At 67.0% G+C, this 20,858-nt stretch carries 16 protein-coding genes and 2 pseudogenes; 5 read left to right on the top strand and 13 right to left on the bottom strand.

Annotated elements, in window-relative coordinates:
* From NM2_RS31610 to NM2_RS48020, 3 genes and pseudogenes are all read right to left on the bottom strand, one after another.
* Positions 1 to 287 (bottom strand): annotated as a pseudogene (locus tag NM2_RS31610) (DDE-type integrase/transposase/recombinase); the annotation flags it as partial.
* Between the two features lie 37 nt (positions 288 to 324).
* A complete protein-coding gene (locus NM2_RS31615) occupies positions 325 to 2,250 on the bottom strand; it encodes an NACHT domain-containing protein (RefSeq protein WP_157121428.1) in 1,926 nt (641 codons plus the stop codon).
* Positions 2,239 to 3,412 (bottom strand): annotated as a pseudogene (locus tag NM2_RS48020) (ISL3 family transposase); the annotation flags it as partial. The gene NM2_RS31615 and the pseudogene NM2_RS48020, both read right to left, overlap by 12 nt.
* 506 nt (positions 3,413 to 3,918) lie before the next feature.
* Between NM2_RS48020 and NM2_RS31630 the strand changes: the two are divergent.
* The 5 genes from NM2_RS31630 (at position 3,919) to NM2_RS31645 (ending at position 8,072) form a co-directional block, all read left to right on the top strand.
* The gene (locus tag NM2_RS31630) at positions 3,919 to 4,563 is read left to right on the top strand and encodes an MspA family porin (protein WP_169816271.1); all 645 of its coding nucleotides are present in this window, start codon (positions 3,919 to 3,921) and stop codon (positions 4,561 to 4,563) included.
* A 19-nt stretch (positions 4,564 to 4,582) separates the two neighbouring features.
* The gene (locus NM2_RS31635) at positions 4,583 to 5,290 is read left to right on the top strand and encodes an MspA family porin (RefSeq protein WP_067676645.1); all 708 of its coding nucleotides are present in this window, start codon (positions 4,583 to 4,585) and stop codon (positions 5,288 to 5,290) included.
* 102 nt (positions 5,291 to 5,392) lie between these two features.
* A complete protein-coding gene (locus NM2_RS31640) occupies positions 5,393 to 6,568 on the top strand; it encodes a S1 family peptidase (RefSeq protein WP_067676648.1) in 1,176 nt (391 codons plus the stop codon).
* A 100-nt stretch (positions 6,569 to 6,668) separates the two neighbouring features.
* Complete coding sequence (locus tag NM2_RS48025) at positions 6,669 to 6,830, top strand: gallidermin/nisin family lantibiotic (protein WP_083895979.1); 162 nt, start codon at positions 6,669 to 6,671, stop codon at positions 6,828 to 6,830.
* Between the two features lie 84 nt (positions 6,831 to 6,914).
* Positions 6,915 to 8,072, top strand: a complete 1,158-nt coding sequence (locus tag NM2_RS31645) for a sensor histidine kinase (protein WP_067676651.1) — start codon at positions 6,915 to 6,917, stop codon at positions 8,070 to 8,072.
* 21 nt (positions 8,073 to 8,093) lie between these two features.
* Here the strand turns inward: NM2_RS31645 and NM2_RS31650 are convergent, their stop codons facing one another.
* The 10 genes from NM2_RS31650 to NM2_RS31695 all read right to left on the bottom strand — a co-directional run bounded on the left by NM2_RS31650 (position 8,094) and on the right by NM2_RS31695 (position 20,511).
* The gene (locus NM2_RS31650) at positions 8,094 to 9,554 is read right to left on the bottom strand and encodes an ABC-2 family transporter permease (RefSeq protein WP_157121430.1); all 1,461 of its coding nucleotides are present in this window, start codon (positions 9,552 to 9,554) and stop codon (positions 8,094 to 8,096) included.
* On the bottom strand, positions 9,551 to 10,273 hold the full coding sequence (locus NM2_RS31655) for an ABC transporter ATP-binding protein (protein WP_174575709.1): 723 nt from the start codon (positions 10,271 to 10,273) through the stop codon (positions 9,551 to 9,553). The genes NM2_RS31650 and NM2_RS31655 overlap by 4 nt, the downstream gene beginning before the upstream one ends.
* Before the next feature lie 58 nt (positions 10,274 to 10,331).
* Positions 10,332 to 11,009 carry a response regulator gene (locus NM2_RS31660; protein WP_245718308.1) on the bottom strand — a complete coding sequence of 226 codons (678 nt, stop codon included), beginning with the start codon at positions 11,007 to 11,009 and terminating at the stop codon, positions 10,332 to 10,334.
* Between the two features lie 70 nt (positions 11,010 to 11,079).
* Positions 11,080 to 11,901 carry an ABC transporter permease gene (locus NM2_RS31665; protein ID WP_067676657.1) on the bottom strand — a complete coding sequence of 274 codons (822 nt, stop codon included), beginning with the start codon at positions 11,899 to 11,901 and terminating at the stop codon, positions 11,080 to 11,082.
* A gap of 14 nt (positions 11,902 to 11,915) precedes the next feature.
* Complete coding sequence (locus NM2_RS31670) at positions 11,916 to 12,806, bottom strand: ATP-binding cassette domain-containing protein (protein ID WP_157121431.1); 891 nt, start codon at positions 12,804 to 12,806, stop codon at positions 11,916 to 11,918.
* Complete coding sequence (locus NM2_RS31675) at positions 12,803 to 14,119, bottom strand: lanthionine synthetase LanC family protein (RefSeq protein WP_067676664.1); 1,317 nt, start codon at positions 14,117 to 14,119, stop codon at positions 12,803 to 12,805. The genes NM2_RS31670 and NM2_RS31675 overlap by 4 nt, the downstream gene beginning before the upstream one ends.
* Entirely contained in the window at positions 14,106 to 17,048 is a 2,943-nt protein-coding gene (locus NM2_RS31680; protein WP_067676667.1) for a lantibiotic dehydratase, read from the bottom strand. Before NM2_RS31680 ends, NM2_RS31675 begins: the two co-directional genes overlap by 14 nt.
* On the bottom strand, positions 17,038 to 18,021 hold the full coding sequence (locus NM2_RS31685) for an LLM class flavin-dependent oxidoreductase (protein ID WP_067676670.1): 984 nt from the start codon (positions 18,019 to 18,021) through the stop codon (positions 17,038 to 17,040). Before NM2_RS31685 ends, NM2_RS31680 begins: the two co-directional genes overlap by 11 nt.
* Before the next feature lie 6 nt (positions 18,022 to 18,027).
* Complete coding sequence (locus NM2_RS31690; RefSeq protein WP_067676672.1) at positions 18,028 to 18,555, bottom strand: hypothetical protein; 528 nt, start codon at positions 18,553 to 18,555, stop codon at positions 18,028 to 18,030.
* A 378-nt stretch (positions 18,556 to 18,933) separates the two neighbouring features.
* On the bottom strand, positions 18,934 to 20,511 hold the full coding sequence (locus tag NM2_RS31695; protein ID WP_218026029.1) for a purine-cytosine permease family protein: 1,578 nt from the start codon (positions 20,509 to 20,511) through the stop codon (positions 18,934 to 18,936).
* Between the last annotated feature and the right edge of the window lie 347 nt (positions 20,512 to 20,858).

Here is a 20,858-nt window from a genome sequence, read left to right on the forward strand (position 1 = left end):
GAAACCGCTCGATTTTGCCTGTGGTGGTGGGTGATCGGCGTTTGGTCAGGCGCTGGCTGATCCCGTTCTCGCGGCAGACGTGTTCGAACAGCACCTCGGCTGGGAACGGGCGCGTGAACCGGCCGGTGAACTGTTTGCCGTTGTCGGTCAACACCTCTGAGGGGACCCCGTAGCCGCGCACCAGCCGCGACGAACGCCTCCGCGACCGCGCGCCCGGTGGGAACGACAACGACATGGGCGATGACGATGTAGCGAGAGTGGTCGTCGATGCCGGTGACGATCTTGGAATGTCTCCATCTCCTAAAAAACGCAAGCCCGGGCAACTCAATCCGCCGCCCAGGGGGAGGACGATGACTCCGAGAGCTTGTCGGACTCGGGACTCTCATCTGCCAACCACTGGTGGCTTGAAGGCGTTTCCGCATTCGTTCGGTGTTGTTGCAGCCACTGCCGGTAGGTTTCATGCCTGAACTGGTAGGCAGTGCTGGTTACACGGAGGAGGCCACTGCGCCGGGCCCAGTCGAGAAACAGTCTGGGGCGGGCCGGAAAAGGCCCTTTGAATCGGAAGACCAGTGTCGCGATGAAGTACCGACTGGATGCGGTTCCTATTGCGAGCAGGACCGCGAGCCCTAACAAGAGCGTGGCCGCGAAACATATCGTGAGGACGTTTGTGAATTCGATCGTACTGATTGTGTACTGGGCTATTCGGCTGATCGCCACCACGGTTGCGAGTATGCCTAGTCCGGTGACGAGGCCGCTGAGGCCAGCCGTCAAGGCTGTGAACTGGATGTCGGCACGGATGAGGTCTCTTTCGTCGACCGAAAGACGCAACCGGTCCTTCTCATTTACTGAAAGGCCGACAGTTAGTCCGACCGCGAGTCCGACCGCGGGCCCGAAAGAGGTGAATGTGGCCCCGAAAAGGCCGACCGCGAGTCCGGTCGTGAGCCCGCGACGCCATCTCGATCGTCCTGGCACCCGCCACGCTATGCGTCTCGCCGGGGGGTACTTATAAATCGCGGCTGTGATTATGACTGGAAGCCCGTACAAGAGTATGCCTGTGAGCCCACCCCAGGGACCGATCACCAGCCCGGCCACAAGCATTACCGCGAGCACGTGCAGGAGTCGGCAACTGGTGGTCCCTGCGATTTCCCAGATTTCGTCGAGGCGGATGCTGGTGCCGTCGCGGCCGGTGTCGCGGCGATGGTCCAAGCATCGGGCCAATGACTGCATCCATGTTTCGACGTTGTCGCTGCTGTAGTTGCGGAAGGAGCCGTTGCGTGTGGTTCCGGCCACTGCGGCGGGGATCTGCGCGGCGAACAACAGACCACGGACTGCGTCCGAGTCGGGGCAGCCGATCAGCTGATCGGCGGCATCCGGCGTGTGGTGCAGAGCCACCGCCGCGAGTCCGAGCATCCATGGGGTGTCCAGGGCAGTCGCCAACGGTCCGTCGGGTTGGTCGATGATCCTGTCCCAGGCGGGGGTGGTGGCACCGACCGCCTGGCGATAGGTGTTGAGGTAGATTTCGATCTGATCGGCCGCGAAGGAACGCAGGGTTATGGCCGCGGCGCCGTGCAGACCATTGTCGCCGCCGCGGTGGGCCAGGCTCTCGAACTCTCTGCTGCGGCATACGACGACGACCGGCCGGTTCCTCCAGGGGGTTTCGTTGAGACGGTCCAGTGCCGCGCGGGCCCGGGGCTCTTCGGTGTCGTCGGCGTCCATCTCGTCGAGACCGTCGAGCACGGGCAGGACTTGCCCGGCTTCGATCAAGGCTCGCGCTAGGGGTGGACGTAGGCGGTAGTCGAGTCCGAGTCGTGTGGTCAGCCACCCGGAAAGGTCTTCTGTCCCATTCCAGCTGGCGGCGTTGAATCGGACCGGTACCGGTTCTTCGGCGCGGCGGGCATCGGGTAACTCGCGTCGGGCGTCAAGTAGTCCAAGGACCAGGTGTGTGCCGGCTACGGTTTTACCGGCGCCTGGCTCGCCGAGTATGGCCAGCCTTTTGGTGGTGGGCAGCAGGTCGTAGTAGGTGGCGATTTCCGATACTTCGGCGGAGTCGATCACCCCTGCGGGGTGATATCGTGCGGCGGCGGTGAATTCGACGTGCATGAACTCACCCGGTCCTGCCCGCAGCTGGTCACGCAGCCGTTGTTCTTCCCGACGTACCGCTGCCGCCAACTCATCGGACAGCGACGCGATGGCTACCCTATCCGTTTTGGGCCGCCACCACCGCCACAGCATCATCGCCGGTTTGATCAATGACGAAACGCTCCGCAGAGCGACGGCTTCACCCCCTGGCATGCGAACCAGCCTGCCATACAACACCTCCGACAGGCGCGGGTGTTGGATACTTGGCGCAGTCTGCAGTGGAAGTGAGCGGTCCCCGTCGAGTCGTCCTGGTTGATGTACCGGTAGAGCAGGTTCTGGCCGCCGGTGTAGCCGAGTTCGGTGATCTCGGCGAGCAACCGCGGTACCGAGACGCCGGGCTCGGCGGCGCGGCGAGCACGCAGGTGGTCCCGATAGGGGTCGACCAGGCAGGCCCGGTACTGGGGCGGGCGGCGCAGCCGCTGCGGCTCGGGCACCCGCGCGTAGCGTTTCACGGTATCTAGCGAAAGTCCCAGCCGCCGTGAGCAATCCAGCAACCCGGTGCCTTGATCGAGGAGGTTGTGGATGGCGTGCCAGCGTTCGAGGGTGGTCTGTTCCTGGACCAGGGATTGCCGTTTCGGGGCGGTGGCCGCCCAGCAGCGGGAGTGCGCGGCGGCGACTTTCTCGGCCGCCTGCGCGAGGCCGTGCCACAGGTGCCATCGGTCCGATGACTGGATTGCCGCAGGCAGTGCCCGCCGCACAGCCTCGGCATATGCGGTCGACCCGTCACGGACGACGATCTCGACACCGGGGTGTGCGCGCAGCCAGCCGGCGAGGGTTCGGCCTTGCGGTCGGGCAGTACGTCGATGCGTTCGTGGGTTTCAGCATCGATCATGACCGTCGAATATGTGTGCCGACGGCGCAGGGCGAAGTCGTCGACTCCGATCGCTTTCGGGCTCGGCCGCAGCGGGAACGGGACGCGCAGGAGCACCCGGATCGAGGTCTGCCGTGACAGTCTCACCGAGAGTGCCTCCAGCAGCCGCGCCCCGGCGCGGCCGGCCAGTTCAACCGACCGGACCTGCCCGGTCAACCGGGCGGTGCGGCGCTGATAACGCTCCAGCACACCCGGGACCTGCTCACGGAACGTGTTGCGGCAGCCCGTCGTCGGGCATGCCAGCCGACGGACCTGCACCCGGACAACCACCCGGCGGCCATCGAGCGGCACATCCGCCACCGTCTGCTGGTTGTATCCATGCACCCGTGCCGACTCGGCCCCGCAACCAGGACAAACGGCCGGACCGCAGGGCGTCCGCGCCCGCACTGAGACCCACTCACCACCGATATCCACCGTCTCGCCGCGGCGGGCATCGAGGAGATCTTCTTCGACCTGAATTACCTTCCGGGAGCTACAGATCCGCAGTACCAATGGGCCGCGGCGAGCCGCCTGCACGACATCGGCCGCCGCGCCGACACCCTGTTGTAGCCTCTCACCGCGGACTTCGCCCGCCGACGCGGACGCGGCGATCTCCGCGCCGCGCTACGGGCACCAGTGCGTTCCAGTTCGGCGGCGGATGCTACTGCCGAGTCTCGGCACCCTGATCATCGAGGACACGCTCGTCCGACCTCGGCCGTCGAGGCGGCGAGCGAGGTCGTCCGGACCGTACATCCATCCGATCGGATCTACCTCGGCGATTGCCGCCAGCGCCGAACTCGATTGTTGTCAGGGATGTTTCGCCCCTTTAGCGTTCCGCTCCGTTAGTCCGACCGTGCCACGCGGGTCCGGTTCGGTCAGCTTCGAATTCTGGGGGAGAACCCACTATGCGCGTAGGTTTCCTGATGCCCATGGCCGCCGTTTCGGCCGCTCTGTCGATCGGAGTGCCGACCGCCCGTGCAGAGATGCTGCGATTGCCCTCGCACGAACAGAGCGTGACCATGCCCGATGGCTGGAAGCTCACGGTCGGGCATGAGCAGGAGTCGGCGAACCGGGTTCCACCACTCAACTCGATCGGAAGCACGCGCGAGGTCTTCGTGACAAATCAGGCGTACGGATTTCTCTCCGGCAAGGGGGCGAAACTGAAGGACGTGGTGCTCGAGACCGGATACCACCTGGGTTGCGCGGTGAATCTCACCTCGGTGACCGCCGGGGTGACGTTCAGCGCGGGCTTCGAGCCCGGCATCACCATCTCGCCCACGACGATGATCGGCACCGCCTCGATACTCTCGCCCAGTGCCGTGCTCAACATCGGCCCCTCGGCCAGCATCGGCCCCAGCTTCTCGGTGAACCTCGCGCCCGGACAGGTGGTCGATCTGCCGCTGGGTAAGAAGCAACTCGAGGGCCCCAAGGCGTATGTCACCAACCGGGACGTGCACGTGAAGATCGACGGTTGTGTGGGCCCGGCGGCCATTCGCGCGTATACGGTCGTTGCGGCGGAGTCCTCGGAGGCGAACGACTCGGTGGCCGTCTACGGCGCTCCGATCGCGCTGTAGACGGCACGGATCTCCGCACATGCGCACAAGGCTGACGATCGCGACCGGTGTGGTCGCCTCGATATTTCTGGCTTCTCACCTTCCGTCCGCGGCGGCCGATATCGTTCCCGGTGTCGATGCGCACCAGGTCATGAAGATCGCACCGCACGAGCGAACCGTTCGCACCGCGGACGGCCGCACGCTCGTCATCGGGGCTCGTGCGGAACAGGTTCAACGGCTCACGGTCGGTGTTTCGGCGACGCGTGAGGCTCTGGTCACCGACGAGGCATACGCCGTACTGTCTCGCCGAGGCCGTGCGCGGCTGCGGGACGGGACGATCCACATCGGGTACCAGATAGGCTGCGCGGTCGCCCTCGGCAGGTTGTCGACCACCCTCAGCGGCCTGATCTCGGTCCTGGGTATCAACGGGGCCGGAGCACCGGCGTCCACGATTACGGTCACACCGCATCCGGACAAGCCGCCGGAGTTCACCCAGGCCGTTCTGTATCCCGGAATCAGCGTCCAGCAACAGGTCTCGCTCGAGCTCGACCCAGGATCGGTCATCGACGTCCCGCTCGCTACCGGCCCGGTACGGAACTATCACGCCCTGATCGGAGTCCGTAAGACCGACATCAGGATCCAGGGATGCCTCGGCCCGGCGGCGATCCGCTCCTACGCCACCCTGACCACCACATCGGCCCTGTCGGACGACACGGTCGCGGTGTATGGCGATCCGGTGACCATCTGAGTGTTCTCATCCCGGTGGGCTCCTCCTGCGGGAGGAGCCCTTCGTCGTATTTCCTCCGCTCGGAGGAAGAGTTGCGGCACAGCGCTTTTCGATACTGATGTCATGACGAACGGGCTGGGATGGAACGCTATGCGCAGGAATCGGGTGCGTTGTCGCCTCGCTGCGGGGGTCGCGGCCGCGGTCGCGTTCCTGCCGTCGGCGGGGATCGCGCAGGCCATATCGAACGGGACTCCCGTCACCGACCCGAACACGGCGCAGTGGGTCGCGACGATCGATCCCATCGGCACGGGTTCGCTGTTCGACACCGCCGAATGCGGTGCGGCACTGGTCGGTCCGGATCGTGTGGTCACCGCCGGGCATTGTGTGGCCGATGTCGATCCCAATCGGATGCGGATACACATCGACGCCCGCGTGCTGTCCAAGGATCCCGGTATCGAACGTGGCGTGCGGGGAATCGTCGTGGCTCCGGGCTATACGGTCCTGCCGACGCCGATCGACGCCGCAGTGGGCTCCGCCAGCGCGCGCAACGACCTGGCGGTGATCCTGCTCGACAAGCCCGTCACGGGTGTGCCCGTGCTGCCGATCGCGCCGAGCCGCCCCGCGCCCGGCACGACGGTTTCGCTTTTCGCACACGGCAATACCGGCAAGATCGTCGGTTTCGAGGATCCCGACTACCGCGACGACACGCTGCATCGGGGCGACCTTACGGTGGTATCGCAGGCCGACTGCGCGGCGGGCACCCCGGCGACGGTCGACGCGAAGTCGGTGATGTGCGCCCAGGACACCGTCACCCGTTCGGTCGCCACCTGCTGGCGCGACAGTGGCAGTCCCGCGGTGACCTTTCGGGCGGGCCGCGCAGAGCTGGCGGGGCTGTTCAGCTTCGGCGGCGAGACCCTCGGCAAGCCGTGCAGCCCCACGATCGCGGCGTTCGCCGACGCGACCGCATTTCAGGACTGGATCCTCGGATCGCCCGGCGAATTCGAACCGTTCCCGACCGGCAAGCCCGTCGTGCGACGCGTGCACGGATCGCTGCACTGCGATCTGCCGCAGTGGGATCCGGTTCGCGGACGCCGGCCGACGAGCACCTCGGTCGGCTGGTCGACGCTCGGCTGGATGGGGACGCTTCCGGTCATGACTCCGATACCGGGAGCCGATTCCGCGGACATCCCGAATGCCGATGTGGCACAGCGGAAGGCCGATGTGGTCTGCGTCGTCACAGCCACCAACTTCGGCGGGCGCATCCAAACCTGGTCCGACGCTGTGCGTATCGCGGGGTGAGCAATTGCGATTGCGATGTGATCGCGGTGCGAACGAGCGCTGGAAGGCTCGTCGTAGAAGCGAAAAACCGCTTCCGCGAAAACAATTGATGGGAGAAACAATGTCGGACTTCGATCTCGACTTCCAGGTTCGCTCGATCGGCCTGGACGGCCCGGCCAAGCAGGTCACCAGCGTTTCGCTGTGTACTCCCGGCTGTGTCACCGGCGCGATGCAGACCTGCCCCGTGCAGACCGCGACCTGCGGGTGCCCGATCAGCAAGTGATCTGACCGATGAAGGCGGCCCCCGACAGGTGGGCCGCCTTTATCATTTCCCGCGACAACAATTCGTCATCGGAACGGGGGGACGATGGGCGCCGCGTATCGCGCGATCCCTCGCGCAGACATCGTGCTGGGGATCATCGCGCTGTTGTTCGCAGCGGTGTCGTGGCTGCTGGTCGCCCTGACGGTGCACGAGCATCCGATCGAGTACGTCAGCCTTGCCGTATTGGCCACGGGCGTGGCGCCGGCCGTGTTCATCCGGCGCACCCGGCCCGTCCCGGCATTCGTGCTGACCTGTGCACTCTTCGGCGGCATGGCGCTCACGGCGCAGTTGTCGCCCATCTATCTGAGCGTCCCGCCGATCCTGATCTTCGCCCCGATCTCGTTGATGGCGGTCACCGAATACGCGCAGTCCTGGTGGTGGGGCCCGGCCGGGCTGATGGTGGGCATCGTGGAGAGTCTCGGCAGTCCGGCTATCAGGACGGAGAACTACAAATGGTCGATGGCCTACCACATCGTGGTGCTGTCGGCCGCGTTCATCTGGGGAAGCCGCAGACGTGCGGTGCGCACCGCACATGATCGCGAGCTCGAAGCGGCCCGGACCGGGGAACGCAATCGCATCGCCGCCGAGTTGCACGATGTGCTGGGCCACACCCTGGCCGCGGTGCGGGCACAGGCCAGTATGGGGCTCGTGGTCGCCGAGCGTCGCGGTGAATCGACCGCCGAGGTGCTGCGCACGGTCGCCGACATCTCCAAGGACGCCCTCGGCGACGTCCGGCATCTGGTCGGCCTGCTGCGGGACGGTCACGACGGGACGGCGTCCGCGGATTCCTTCACCGACCTGCGGGACACCGTGCGCCGGGCCCGCGCCGCCGGGATCACCGTCCGGGACGATCTGCCCTCCGACGAGACGCTCACGGCCTGGCAACGGGCCTGGCCCGCGGCGACCCGCCTGGCCGTGCTGCGCGTGGTGCGCGAGGCGGTCACCAATGTCATCAAACATGCCGGCCCCGCCGCCACCATGACGGTGGCGGTGATGCTGGAATCCGGCGAGTGCGTGGCGATCGTCGAGAACGTGGGCGTCGTCCCGCACAACCTGGACGCGGGCCGCGGCCTGGCCGGGCTGCGCGAGCGGATGGCCTCGGTCGGCGGCACGCTGGACGTGGCCGCCACCGCGTCCGGGGTGCGCCTGGCCGCCCGGCTGCCGGTCGGCGCCCGGTACGCCGAATCGGCCGAGCACTGGTGACTCCGAACACCTTGTCGCACTTCATATCCCGGCCACCCGCCGGGCGAATGCCCGATTGGCCAGCAGTGCGCAGGCGATCGCCACCACGGCGGCGATGGGTATGGTGACGATCGCCCGAGCCGGTGTCAACAGGACCGCCCACGCCCACGGGACGACCGGTCCGAGCTGCCCGGCCAGGCCGCTGCCGCCGACCAGCGCCCCGAACACCGTTCCCACGACGCCCACCAGCAGGCCGGCCGATCGTCCGGCCGCCGCGGTGACGGCCGCGCCCAGCATGACCAGCATCGCCCCGATCACCGCCGAGACGAAGGTGCACTGCACCGCCAGTCCGAGACGCTGACCCGCGAGGATCGCACCCGCTCCGACGACGACGCAGACGACCGATTCGGTGGCCAGCAGGATCAGCGTCAACCGGACCACCAGCTTGCGCGGATCGTAGGGCCGGACGGCAAGGGCACGGAACCCGTTGCGCAGGCGCGGAATCCAGATCGCCGGCAGAACCGCACAGCCCATCGGCAGCACCAGCAGCGCGAAGAATTCGTATGCCACCCCGGGCTCGTACCGCTGCTGCGTCACGATGACCGCCGCGAGGGCGCCCACCACCAGCGCGCCCACCCAGGAACTGCGCAGAATCAACGTCAGCGCACGAATCGGGCTGTTGTGCAGTCGATCTCGGCCACCGCGGCCGGACCGCGCGAGCCCTCCGGGCAGCCGATACCGCGCCGATTCGACGGCGCTGCGCACGCCGGGTGCGAGCAGCAGCACCGGCACCGCGACCAGCGCACCGAGCAGCACCGCCACCCAGCCGTGGGCTATCCGGTCACCGCCCAGACCGACACCGTTCGCATGCGTGCCGATGAGCGTCAGGGCCGGGCGCACGATCCACGCCGGCGGGACCAGATACCAGCTCGGCGACTCGGCATACAGCGTGCCCAGCGCGCTGAAAACCAGCCCTGCCGCAGCACATCCCGCCATACCGGCGATCTCGCCCGCAACGGTCAGCACCGCGCAGTAACCGAGATAGGACACCCACAGCACGACCAGCAGCCGTGCACCGTCCAGGACCGCCGTCCCCGCGCCGGCCTGGGCCTCCGCGATGCCCGCCGCACCGGTCGCGACGACCACGGCAGCGTGCGCGAGCAGGCACAACGTCGCGGTCACCGCCAGCCGTGCGCTGCGCAACGTCGCGGGCGGCACGGCACGAAAATCGACGCCGCCGGACCGCGCGCGCCGGTCCAGCGTGGCCATCGTGCCGGTCTGGACAGCCACGAACAGCGGTCCCACCGCGACCACCCACATGTTCAGATAGGTGAGCGAATCGGCCCAGGTCGTCGTGCCGGTAGCCGTTTGCAGGCCGACGGCCAGCACCACGTAGATCACCGCCGCCACCGGCAGCGCGAGCAACGGTGCGCGACACCAGATTCGGGCCTGCGACCGCAGCGTCTCGGAGAATCCGGGAACGAGGACACCCATCGGATTCATGCCCGCACCCCACACAGCTCGAAGTACGAATTCTCGATGTTCCCGGTCGGCGCGAATTCGGCCAGCGTGCCCTGGAAGACGGTGCGCCCGGCCACGATGCAGCCGATGTGGTCGGCCGTCGCCGCGACCTCCGAGAGCACATGGCTGCTGAACAACACCGTGCGACCCTGGGCCGCGATGGACCGCATCAGCTCGCGCATCTGCCGGATACCGGCGGGGTCCAGGCCGTTCTGCGGTTCGTCGAGCACCACCAGGGGCGGATCGCCCAGCAGCGCGATCGCGGTCGCCAGCCGGGTCTTCATACCGGTGGAATACCCTCCGGCACGCCGGTCCGCGACCGTGGTGAGATCCACCAGCGCCAGAGCGCGATCGATCTCCCGGTCACCGGCGCCGACCAGATGGGCGTGCACCCGCAGATTCCCGCGAGCCGACAGATGCCCGTAGAAGCTGGGTCCGTTCACCGAGGCGCCGATTCCGGCCAGGGCTTGGCGGCTCCACTCCCGGCCGAACAACCGCAGCGTCCCGCCGTCGGGTCGCAGCAACCCCAGCAGGATGGACAGCGTCGTGGACTTTCCCGCCCCGTTCGGCCCCAGGAGTCCGTACACGGTCCCGGGTGCGACCGACAGGGTGATGTCGCTCAGGGCCTGCGTCCGACCGAATTTCTTGCGTATCTGCTGCATATCGACTATCACCCGAAAAGTGTCGGCGCACAGGGACATTCGCCGCTTCCTCCGGCGGGACGAATCCGGCGGCGGGCTCCTCCCACGGGATGAGCCCTCAGCGCACCAGCCCCGCCGCGTGCGCGAGCACCACCAGCGCGACCCGATCCCGGCACTCGAGCTTGGTGAGCAGATTGCGCACATGCGTCTTGACCGTCGTCTCCGCGATGCAGAGCTGATCGGCGATCTCGGAGTTCGTGCGCCCGGTACCGATCAGGCCTAGCACGTCGAGCTCACGGGGGCTCAGCCGGACCAGGGCCTGATGCGTCCCGGTGTCCGGTCCCGCGGGCGGCTGCTCGGGCGCGGTCTGGCCGCGCCGATACGCGTCGAACAGGTGGGTGGTGGCCGTAGGGGAGATCACCGCACCGCCCGCGTGCACCGCGCGAATCGCCGCGAGCAGTTCGGCCGGTTCGCAATCCTTGAGCAGGAATCCGGCAGCGCCCGCCGCGACCGCGTCCACCACATAGGCATCGACGTTGAACGTGGTCAGCACGATCACCCGCGGGCGCGGGCCCGCGCGGGTGATCTCCCGGGTCGCGGTGACGCCGTCCATCTCCGGCATGCGGATGTCCAGCAGCAGCACGTCGACCGGTTCGGTGCGGCACAGCCGCACCGCGTCGCGCCCGCTCCGACCGCCGGGCAGGACGCGGAAATCCGGCTCGTCGGCGAGCAGCATCTCGAAGGCCGAGGCCACCAGGGGTTGATCGTCCACGACCGCGACGTTGATCGGACCCACTCCGCCCCCCTGTACGGCTCGTCCGGACGTCCCGTCCGGTGACCAGCAGTGCTCGACCGAAAGGATAGCGTCAGTACTGGCCGAGTGAGCCCCGTCGCCGACTCGTGCGCAGACCCCAGCGCAGCAGCAGCGCCCCGGTGGGCACGCTCAGACATGCCCACAGCGCCAATGGCACTGCCGCGGTGAGGATGCTGCGGATACTCGCCCCGCCGAGCAGTGCGGCCCGAAGCAGATCCAGGGCCGTCGTGGTGGGCAGGAAATGGGCCACCGTACGCATCCAGCCGGGCAGCGCGTCCACCGGGTAGAGCACCCCGGACAGCAGCGTCATCGTCGTCACCACGAACCAGGTCACCGGATCACCGCGCTTGGTGACCAGGACGGTGCCGCAACCGGCCATCCCGAATCCGCCGAGCGCGACCAGGGTCAGCAGCAGGCTCACGATCACCCCGCCGACGTTCACATCGAGGCGAAATCCCAGGAGCACCTCGAACAAGCCCATCATCACGGCCGATCCGATGGTGGTGGCCAGGCAGCCGGTGACGGCGGAGAAGATCATCATCCGGGTGATTCCCGGCGGCGAATCCGCCACCGATTCCAGGGTTCCGGTCATCTGCTCCTCCTGCACGTATCGGCTGAAGCCGTGCAGGGCCACCGCGACGAATCCGGTGAACACGGTGCCGGACAGGAAGTACGAGACGATATTCCCGCCGTATCGGGTTATCTCCGGAAAAGTGTTGCCGTGCTGTAGGAACGTGCCCATGAAGGCGAACTGCGCCAGCCCGACGACACTGGTCACCGCGCCGAGCACCATGGCCGTGCGATAGGTGCGCCGTTCCCAGTACAGCCGGAGCAGATAGACGCCGTATTGCCGAAACCAGTTGTGCCGATTCATATTCCCGTCCCGACCTACCGCAACCACGGTGTATCGACCACCTGTTCTACCGCCATGCCGGTCGCTTCCACGAGACCGACCACCTCGGACATCTTCATCTCCGTCGGCACCTCGATCGCGAGTTTTCGCCCGTCGACGGCCGTGGCGAAGCGAGCCGACAGCGTGGTCGGGTCGAAATGCAGCTTGCGCGATCCGACGACCGTCACGGTGCGCACCGGTTTGTGGTCCGATCCGTCCGCGATCCCCGGAGCAGTGATCTCGGCGACGCCGTCGGCGAGGGTCACCACCTTGTTGACCACGCCACGCACATCGGCCATCTCGTGCGTGGTGAACACGGTGGTCAGCCCGTCCAGGCGACGCTGTTCCAGGGCGTCCACGACGACGGCCGTCCCCTCGTCGTCCAGATTGGCGAACGGCTCGTCCAGCACGACCACCGGGGGATCTCCGATCAACGCCCGTGCCAGGCCGAGTCGCTTGCGTTGTCCCAGTGACAGTTCCATGAATTTCGCCCGGGTGTGAGCGGTCAACCCGACCCGTTCGATCAGGCTCGCGCGTTCACGGGAGGCGTTGGCGCCGAACCGATTCCGCAGCGACTGGAAATAGCGCAGATTCTGGTCCACGGTCAGCCGGTAGTAGAAGGCGCGCTCGGAATACATACTGACCCCGATCAATTCGGCGATCTGCCGACGATGCCGCTCGGTGATGAAATCCGCGACTCGTACACTTCCCGCGGCGGGCAGGATATTTCCGGTGATCAGGCGCAGCAGTGTCGTCTTCCCGGAACCGTTGCGGCCCAGGACCGATACGCAGTCCCCCGCCTCGAAACTCGAGGACACGTCCCGCAGGACCCGGACGCCGCCCGCGAACACCACGTCGGCGCCGCGGATCTCGACCAGCGGGCTCATGACGGCCACCGCCCGGTGAACATGCGCACCACGTGCAACGCGTCGGGTGGTGCCGCCAGCGATACCAGCGCCACGGCGGCACCGCCTGACCCGTCCAGCAGACCAGGCGAATCCAAAGTCGGACAGCTGGATTGGATGTTGTCGAAACCGAACGCCCGCTCGGGATTGCGTTGCGCGAGCAGTCCGGCGACATTGTCCGGCACCGTATCCGCACCGAGCATCGCCCGCTCCAGCACCAGCTTCCCGGCAGTGCCGTGACACAGGGTCGGATTGTCCAGGCCCATATCGTCCGCGGTCCGGCCGGAGGTGTCCAGCAGACGGGTCAGCACATCGGGATGGCGGGCCGCGAGGTGGCGGCTGTTGTGGAACGGCAGGGCGGCGCCGAGGTTGCCGTAGCACCAGGCGTATCGGGTACGCGCAGTGCCGGATTCGCTCTCGCCCTCCCGAAAACGGTGCAGCGGCACGTTCGCCGGGACATCCAGGCCCGACCGCGTCGTGGACACCTCGACCAGCAGGTCCGCGAGGCGATCGGTGGCCTCCACGACGACGTCACCGCCGATTCCACGGTCGCACGCCTGCCCCAGCGGATTGAGCACTCCAGCGATGCCGTGCGCGAACCCGCAGTTCAAGTATCCGGCCCACAATTCGGGCCGCAACCGGCCCTCCAGTTCGCCGACCTTCTCCGGCGGGGTCCACAGTCCGCCAGGGAAATCCACCAGCGACAGGGCCGCCAGAGTGCCGATCGCCTGCACGGCCGACTCGCCCAGCTCGGTTTCCCTTGCGGCCGTGGTCATCACGTACGTCACGGCGCCGCACAGCCCGACGATCACGTCGTAGAAATCGGTCGACACACCGGCATGCGGATCGACGCGTTGGAGCTCGCGCCGCAGTCGCGTCGCCAGCATCGCCTCGACGTCGGCGATCGCGCGAGCATAGCGCTCCCCCTCGCGGGACAACGCGCGCAGGCAGAAGGCCAGAGCGCTTGTGCCCGAGAACAATCCGACACCCGCCATGGAGGTGTCCGGGAAGCTCTCCGCCGCGGCGCGCACGTGATCCATGGCGCTGCGATCCCAGCCGCCGTCGGGATCCAGCTGATCGGCGGCCGAGTACACCAGGGCCATCCCGAGATCGCCGTGCCCGATGCCGAGGGGCTGCCAGGTGATGTCGAGTTCGGGATCGAATCCGTAGGGGAACGACATGGTCCTGGCTCGCTCGGCCTCGGTCCGGAACAGCTCGAGCAGTTCCCAGCCCTGCTCCACCGCGAGCCGTTCGGCCGGGCCGTCCGCCCTCGTCGCCGATCTATCGCCCGGCATCGTTGCGCCATCCCTTCGTCGTGATTTCGTTCTTGATCAGCCACATCGCCGCGAACTCCTCGGCGCGCGTCAGGCCGAGCCGGTTGCACATCAGATGACCGGCGCTCTGCGCGATCTCCGGTGTGCGAACCGCACCGACCGGCGGCGCGGTCCAGAATTCGCGCACGGTGGATTCCATCCGCGCACTCGCCGCATCGCGGACGACGGTTCGCCCGCGCAGATCCTTCTTGATGCGATGGGCCGCCTCGGCGAGTTCGTCGAGATATCCGGCGACCGCGAGATCGACTGTGGTGCAGAGCATCTCCTCGTCGCACGCGATACCGGTCAGCCAGCCGGACAGGATCCCCGCCGCCCGTTCGATGCCGTCGCGGATCCCCGCTCGTTCGCCGGATGACGGCTCACCCATGACCGGCAGCGTCGGCAGTATCACGCCGGTCTCGCGGCAGAACAACCGCTCGTAGCTCGGCAGGCTGTCGACGCCGCCGTATCGTTCCAGTTCACGGTGGTGGATCGGCAGACAGAATTCGCCGATCGCGCCCGAGAGCCGGGCCTCGGTCAACCATTCGAGCGCTCGATCCAGCTCGGACAGCGGCCGATGTATCCGCAGCCGGAGTTGTCCGGCGGCGTTCTCCCGATACCTGACGAAGTACCACTGCCCGTCCATTTCGGGAACCGCCGCGCGGAAGTCCGCGAGGACCCGATCGTTCAGCGTGGGCGCGACCCGGACGGTGAGATAGCTCCATTCGCCGCCCGGGGCGAGCAGGCGCTCGGTGTCGGAGCGAGTGTCGAATATCGGATACTGCACGGCTCGTTGCGGTTTCATCGCCTTCGTCGAGCTCGGCACGGTGACGACGACCTCTGTCGCGTGCCGTCGCCGCGCGTCGTCACGGACCACGCCCAGGCCGTCCGGATCGGGTGCATCGTGAATCCAGCGGTGGCCCTTGGCAATCTCCTCCACGAGCAGATCCAGGTGCAACCCGTGGCGGGTGTCCAGGTGCAGCCGGTTGTCCATCTCGCCGACCAGGACGTACCGGCCCACACCGGATTCCGACAACCAGGCCGCCACCGAATCTCTCTCGGCACGAACCGATTCCGGGCACCGCCAGCGGCGTTCGGCGATGACGACGCCGCCGTGACGAACCTCGGGGAAGTAGTGCAGGGTGTCCTCCAGATCCCCCCACCCCCAGTACGGCCGGACGATGCCGTCGTTGGAGATGTCCCGCAGCAGCCGGACCACCTTGGCGCTGGTCTCCACCGCCACCATGTTCAGCTGCTGGCAGCGCAGCGGAGTACCGTCCGCGAGGAACAGCCGAACCCGATCACCGACCAGCCCGAGGTGTACGTCCGCCAGGCGAAGCGTATTTCCCACGCTCCCAGTGGGATCGGCATTCACCACCAGGGTCGCGGGAAAGAATCGTCCGGTGGCGGCGACCTCGTTCACGCCGTCTCGACTACACGCGTAATCGATGTCCGCCACGACTCCGGACCCGTTCTGCGCCCACCATCGACTCTCCCAGGCGGCACACCGCCGGGCGTGCACGTCCGCCCCGGCGATTCCGGGAGTGAACCGGCCGACGGCGGTTCCGCCGGGGAAATTCGCCCCGACCACGGTCGAGGTCGGTCCGGCCGAATCCTGATGCAGCCGAAGGAAGATGTCGTATCCGGAGGCGAGCCGGTCGGGTTCGGGCAGCTCACGCAGATCGTCGTCGGTGATGACGACGGTGTCGGCATCGGCGCGTCGGGCCCGGTCCAACAGACGGCCGCGCAGCTCGCGCTGTGTGCGCTCGCCGGGACTCGGGATGCGCCGAGGCACACTGCCGAGATCGTCGTAGGCGCGCGGGAATCCGATCCCGAGTTCCTCGTCCACGACCCGCATGAGCGGCACCAGGGTGTAGCCGTATCGTTCCTGGAACTCTTCGCAGAACTCGTTCAGCGTGATGTCCCGGCTCCCGAACAGCGCGGTCCGGGCCAGGACGCGCGCGGCTTTCGCGGCGTCCTCGGCGCACCGGGCCGGAATCTCGCCCTGCACCGCAAGTTCCACGTCCACCCGCAGATCCTGCTGAATATCGCCCTCGGATCGGCACAGGTCGAGCAGAGTGCGCAACGCATCGGTGGCCTGCGCGGGCGGGGCACTCGCGTAGCGGCCGATGGCCTCGCGGATCTCGGTCACCCGCGTGCCGTCGGGGAGGCGGTCCAGGACGTCGACGTCGAAGAACGAGGCGTCCGCGGTGCTGAGCAGAACCTCGGCGTCGATCAGTTGGGTGACCAGGTTTTCCACGGTTGCGCGCGGAACGTCCGGATACCGCGCCGCGATCCGATCCTCGACGTCACGGCGCGGGCGCGGTGTCGCGGCGAACTGCCGGGCCAGGGTGACCGGTCCGGTCGCTCGCACCGAGGCGACATCGTGGGCCGAGACACTGCCGCGCATCACCGCGACGACATAGCGGCCACCACGTTCCAGCACAGCGGGATTGGCGACGAGGCCGACCGAGGGACCGCCGCGATCGCTCTCGGCCAGACGTCGTCCCAGCGCCCGGGACGCGAAGACCAACCGGCGGTGTTCGGTCGCGAGGACCGGCTCCCGGTCTCCCAGCGGCAGCATCGTCATACCGGCGAATGTGCCGAAGGGAGTGCAGCGCGAGCTCAGGCGCAGTGCATATTTGAGCAGTCCCCTGTGAATTCGCCGACGCTTCTTCAGCGCGGCGCCCGACTCCTCCGATTCGAGGACCCGCACGGTCTGGGCGGCGAGTACCGGACTGGCCAGCAGAACGGCCTCACGCAACGTCGCGTCCGACCACAATTCCCCGATCGCCTTCGTATCCCCCCATTCCGCGGGGGAATCCGGATACCGGTCCACCGCGCCGATCGAGCACCGCAGCGCGGCGAGTTCGCCCAACGATTCCGGCAGGGGTCGTTCATCAGCCGACATCGGCAATTCTCCACTCCGACAGGATTTCTCGTACGTCGTGCAATGCCTCGTCGACACCATGACAGGCCGCCACCGCCGCGATGTGCACGGCGATTTCATCGATTCCGCACCGGGCGTACGCGCGCATTCGCTCGACGATCTCCGCCGCCGAGCCGTAGACGAACAGCCCGGCACTCAGCGCGGCCGCAGCGGTTGCCGAGTCGTTTCCCGGTTCCACCGCGGCACCGCAGCGCCGAGCGGTCGCCGCGTAATGTGCCAGCGCCAGGTGACCGCCGATTCCGATCTGCGCGAGCCGCCGGGCATCACGGCCGCGCCGCGCCACCGCGACATGCACCGTGGCGACCAGATGAGGTCGAGGCCGGGATTCCCGCGCCGCGGCCGACTCCATCGGCGGAATCAGTTGGTCGCGAAGGTATTCGGGCGTGCCGAGCCAGCTCATCGCCACATCGGCAGACGATCCGGCGACTCGCGCCATCGCCGGACGCAGGACGCCCACACCGATTCGAACCTCCGGCGTCGGAATGACATACAGCAGAGGCGATTCGGTGTCGCGAGCGTGATCGTCCCGCACGGTCGCCGCCCCGGTCGCCACCAGCGTCGACCGCATGTCGTCCAGGTAGCGCCGGGTACTCGCGACAGGCGTGTCGTCGGGCGAGCCACGCAACAGACGCTGCACGTTCCAACTTCCCGGCCCGACGCAGTACATCACCGGCTGCCCGCTGATCACCGCCAGCGAGCGGGCCTCCAACGCCGCCCGCACCGGATGCTGCAGTGTCGTGAGCATGACACCGGTCCCCAGCGCGGGCCGGATCCCGCGCCCGGCAAGATGAGCGAAGGTCGTCGCGGTGTCCACACCGTAGGACTGGCCCTGCCAGAGCCGTTCCAGCAGAGGAGATTCCGACACCAGCCGGGCCGGCTGTTCGGCCTGCTCCGGAACCGCGGGCGCGTTCGGAAGTACCAGAGACACGCGCATCGGCGGCTACCGCCCCGACCGCAGTTCGACCGCGTCGAGCTTGGTCGCCGCGAACTCGATGAACGCCCGGTCGCCGGTCGCCAGCACCGCCCGGGCCAGGCGGGTGTCGATCAGCTCGCGGGTCTCGATCGCCAACGGCGATCGACTGTTCGCCAGACACGGGCCGCTGTAGAGCCACAGTGCCGTGCGGACGTCACCGGACCGCAGTGCGTCGAGTAATTCGATCGCATCGATGACCACCGGCGTGAGCATCCGATAACTCGCTCGCATCGGAATGAATTCGGTGGCTATTCCCAATTTCCGTGCGCGATAGGCCAGGGTCGGAATGGCCGACTTCGACGCGCAGTCCGCGAACAGATCACGCAGCAGCGACGATTGCCGGCGCTCGCCACCGGCCAGCGCAATGGCGAGCACGAATTCGAGTGTTCTGGTCGACACGGATCGATGTCCGTTGACCGATTGATTGCCGAGCACGGTGATGTTGCAACGTCCGACGGCTCCGGGATCTCGCACCCGGAAATCCGAGGTCGTCATCTCCGCTGCTCACACAGCAGACAGCTCGGCCCGTTCGGGCAGGACACCGCCGAGCGCATCGCGAATGTGCTGTAATTCGTGGACATGCAATTCCCGCTGGATTGCACAACGACATCGAGATCGAATTCGGTCGCCATATTTCCCTCCGGTGCGCCGACTCGAAGTTTTCATGGCCGGCGTCTCACGCAGGTACTCTCACACGGCAATCACGGCTACGACGATCGAATGGCCCGGTTGCGGTACGAACCCGCAGGCCAGAACCGGTTACCGGACGTCCGCTCCGGACGTCCGGTAACACTCGGTGTCCGTCCGGCGCGTGCGTACCGAACCGGGCGATGGCTGGTGCTCGGCTATCGGTGCTGATTCATTCGGGTCGGTTCATCTCTCGGGGCGAACCTCGGCTGTCGGCTCGTTGTCCTGCGCGGCAGCGGATACGGATAGCGCGGCCTGGGGCTGCTGGGGTCGAGGGGCGTCAGGCCGGTGGGAGACCGCGTAAATGACGGCGGCTACACCGAGCGCAACGAAGACGCCGACGTTGCTGCTGCCGAGTCCGCCATCGCGGGCGGCCGGGGTGAACAGGTAGCCCAGCAGTGCACCGATATGGGGATCTTTGGAGGTGACCAGGCCCAGCCCGACAGCGGTGGCCGTGATCAGGCTGCCGACCCCGGCCCAGTTGATCCGACCGTAGGCGCCGACGGGGCTGTAGAGCGCCATCCGGTCATAACCGCGACGGCGGCGCTGCCACAGATCGGTCAGGAAAATTCCGGTCCATGCGGCCATCGGCACACCGATAACGGTCAAGAACGCCTGGAACGGGGCAAAGAAGTTCGGGGCCGCGAAGGCAACGTACCCGCCGGCAATCGTCACCAGGCCGGCATCGATCAGCACCGCCCGTTCACGAGGAAGCCGTACACCCATCGTCAGCAGCACCAGGCCGGATGAGTAGAGATCCATGATCGACGCCGACACGAACGCGAGCACTGCCAGGGTGACGTATGGAACGAGGAACCACGTGGGTAGGTGTGCGGCGAGTGCGCCGACCGGATCAGTGGCAGCGGCACGCGCGACGGCTGGGTCCCCGGCTGCCAGAAGAATCCCGAACATCAACAAAACGACTGGTGGCGCACTGCCGGCGAACGTGGTCCAGCCGATCACACCGCGTCGGCTCGCCGACCGCGGCAGATAACGAGAGTAGTCGGCGGCGCAGTTGACCCATCCCAAACCGAACACCGTCGCGGTGAATGCCACTCCACCGCCGAAGGCGCCCCAGCTGAAGTGGCCGGTTGTTGCGAACGAGATCCGGGGGAGAGTCAACACCAAATACACCACGGTGAGAGCGGCGAAAGCCAGTGTGAGCCACTTCTGAACCCGCACAATCACGTGAAAGCCATAGATACCCACCGCCGTCGAAACGGCGATCACCGTCACGAACGCGGCAACCATGACCACTGTCGTATTCGCATGCGGGTTCAGGCGCACCGCAACCGTTTTGGCTGCGAGAGTGGCCAGGACAGCGCCCACCGTCTCCCACCCGACCAATGCCAGATAGCTCAACACAGCCGGGATCTTGTTGCCGTGAAACCCGAACGCCGCACGACTGGCGACCATGGTCGGTGCCCCACCCTGCTGCCCCGCCAGCGCCGCCACACCGACCAGCAGAAACGACAACACCGCACCCACCGCCGCCGCCACGGTCGCCGACAACCAGCCCAAACCGAGCGCCGCGACATACATGCCGAACGACACAATGACCACGTTGATGTTCGGGGCAGCCCACGGCCAGAACAAACTCCGCGGAGCACCCCGACGCTCATGATCGGCTACCCACTCGAGCCCCTTGCGTTCTACCACCCACGCCGTTCGCTCAGCCGGACCGGTTGAAGGCTGTATCGGAGCTGTGGCGGTCCCGGCAAGTCTCGACGCCGGACCACCAGGCTGCACATCCGTTTCAGACACCCGGATAGTGTACCGCTAAATAACGGCTCATTAAATAGCGAAAACCATGTCTCGGCGTGGACCGGCCTGCCGAGCATCGACTCCCGTGTCCGCGTTGTGTCCGTACTCCACCGCGATGGTGGTGATCTGCTGCATCGTCGCCAGGGTGGCGCGTGCAGGTGGTGTCGCACCGGGCCGCAGGGGCGAATTCGCCCATCCAGAAGGCGATCAAGGACTCCGGCGGACCATCCGGGGTTGCAACGCGATGGATGCCTCCGTCGTTGCGCAGGGATCGCAACATTGGCCATGGATCGTGCGCGAAATGCTCGTCGAAGATAGTCAACACACTGCCATCATCTGCTCGGACC

This window comes from Nocardia miyunensis NBRC 108239 (genome assembly GCF_001613065.1).
GTDB classification, from domain to species: Bacteria; Actinomycetota; Actinomycetes; order Mycobacteriales; family Mycobacteriaceae; genus Nocardia; species Nocardia miyunensis.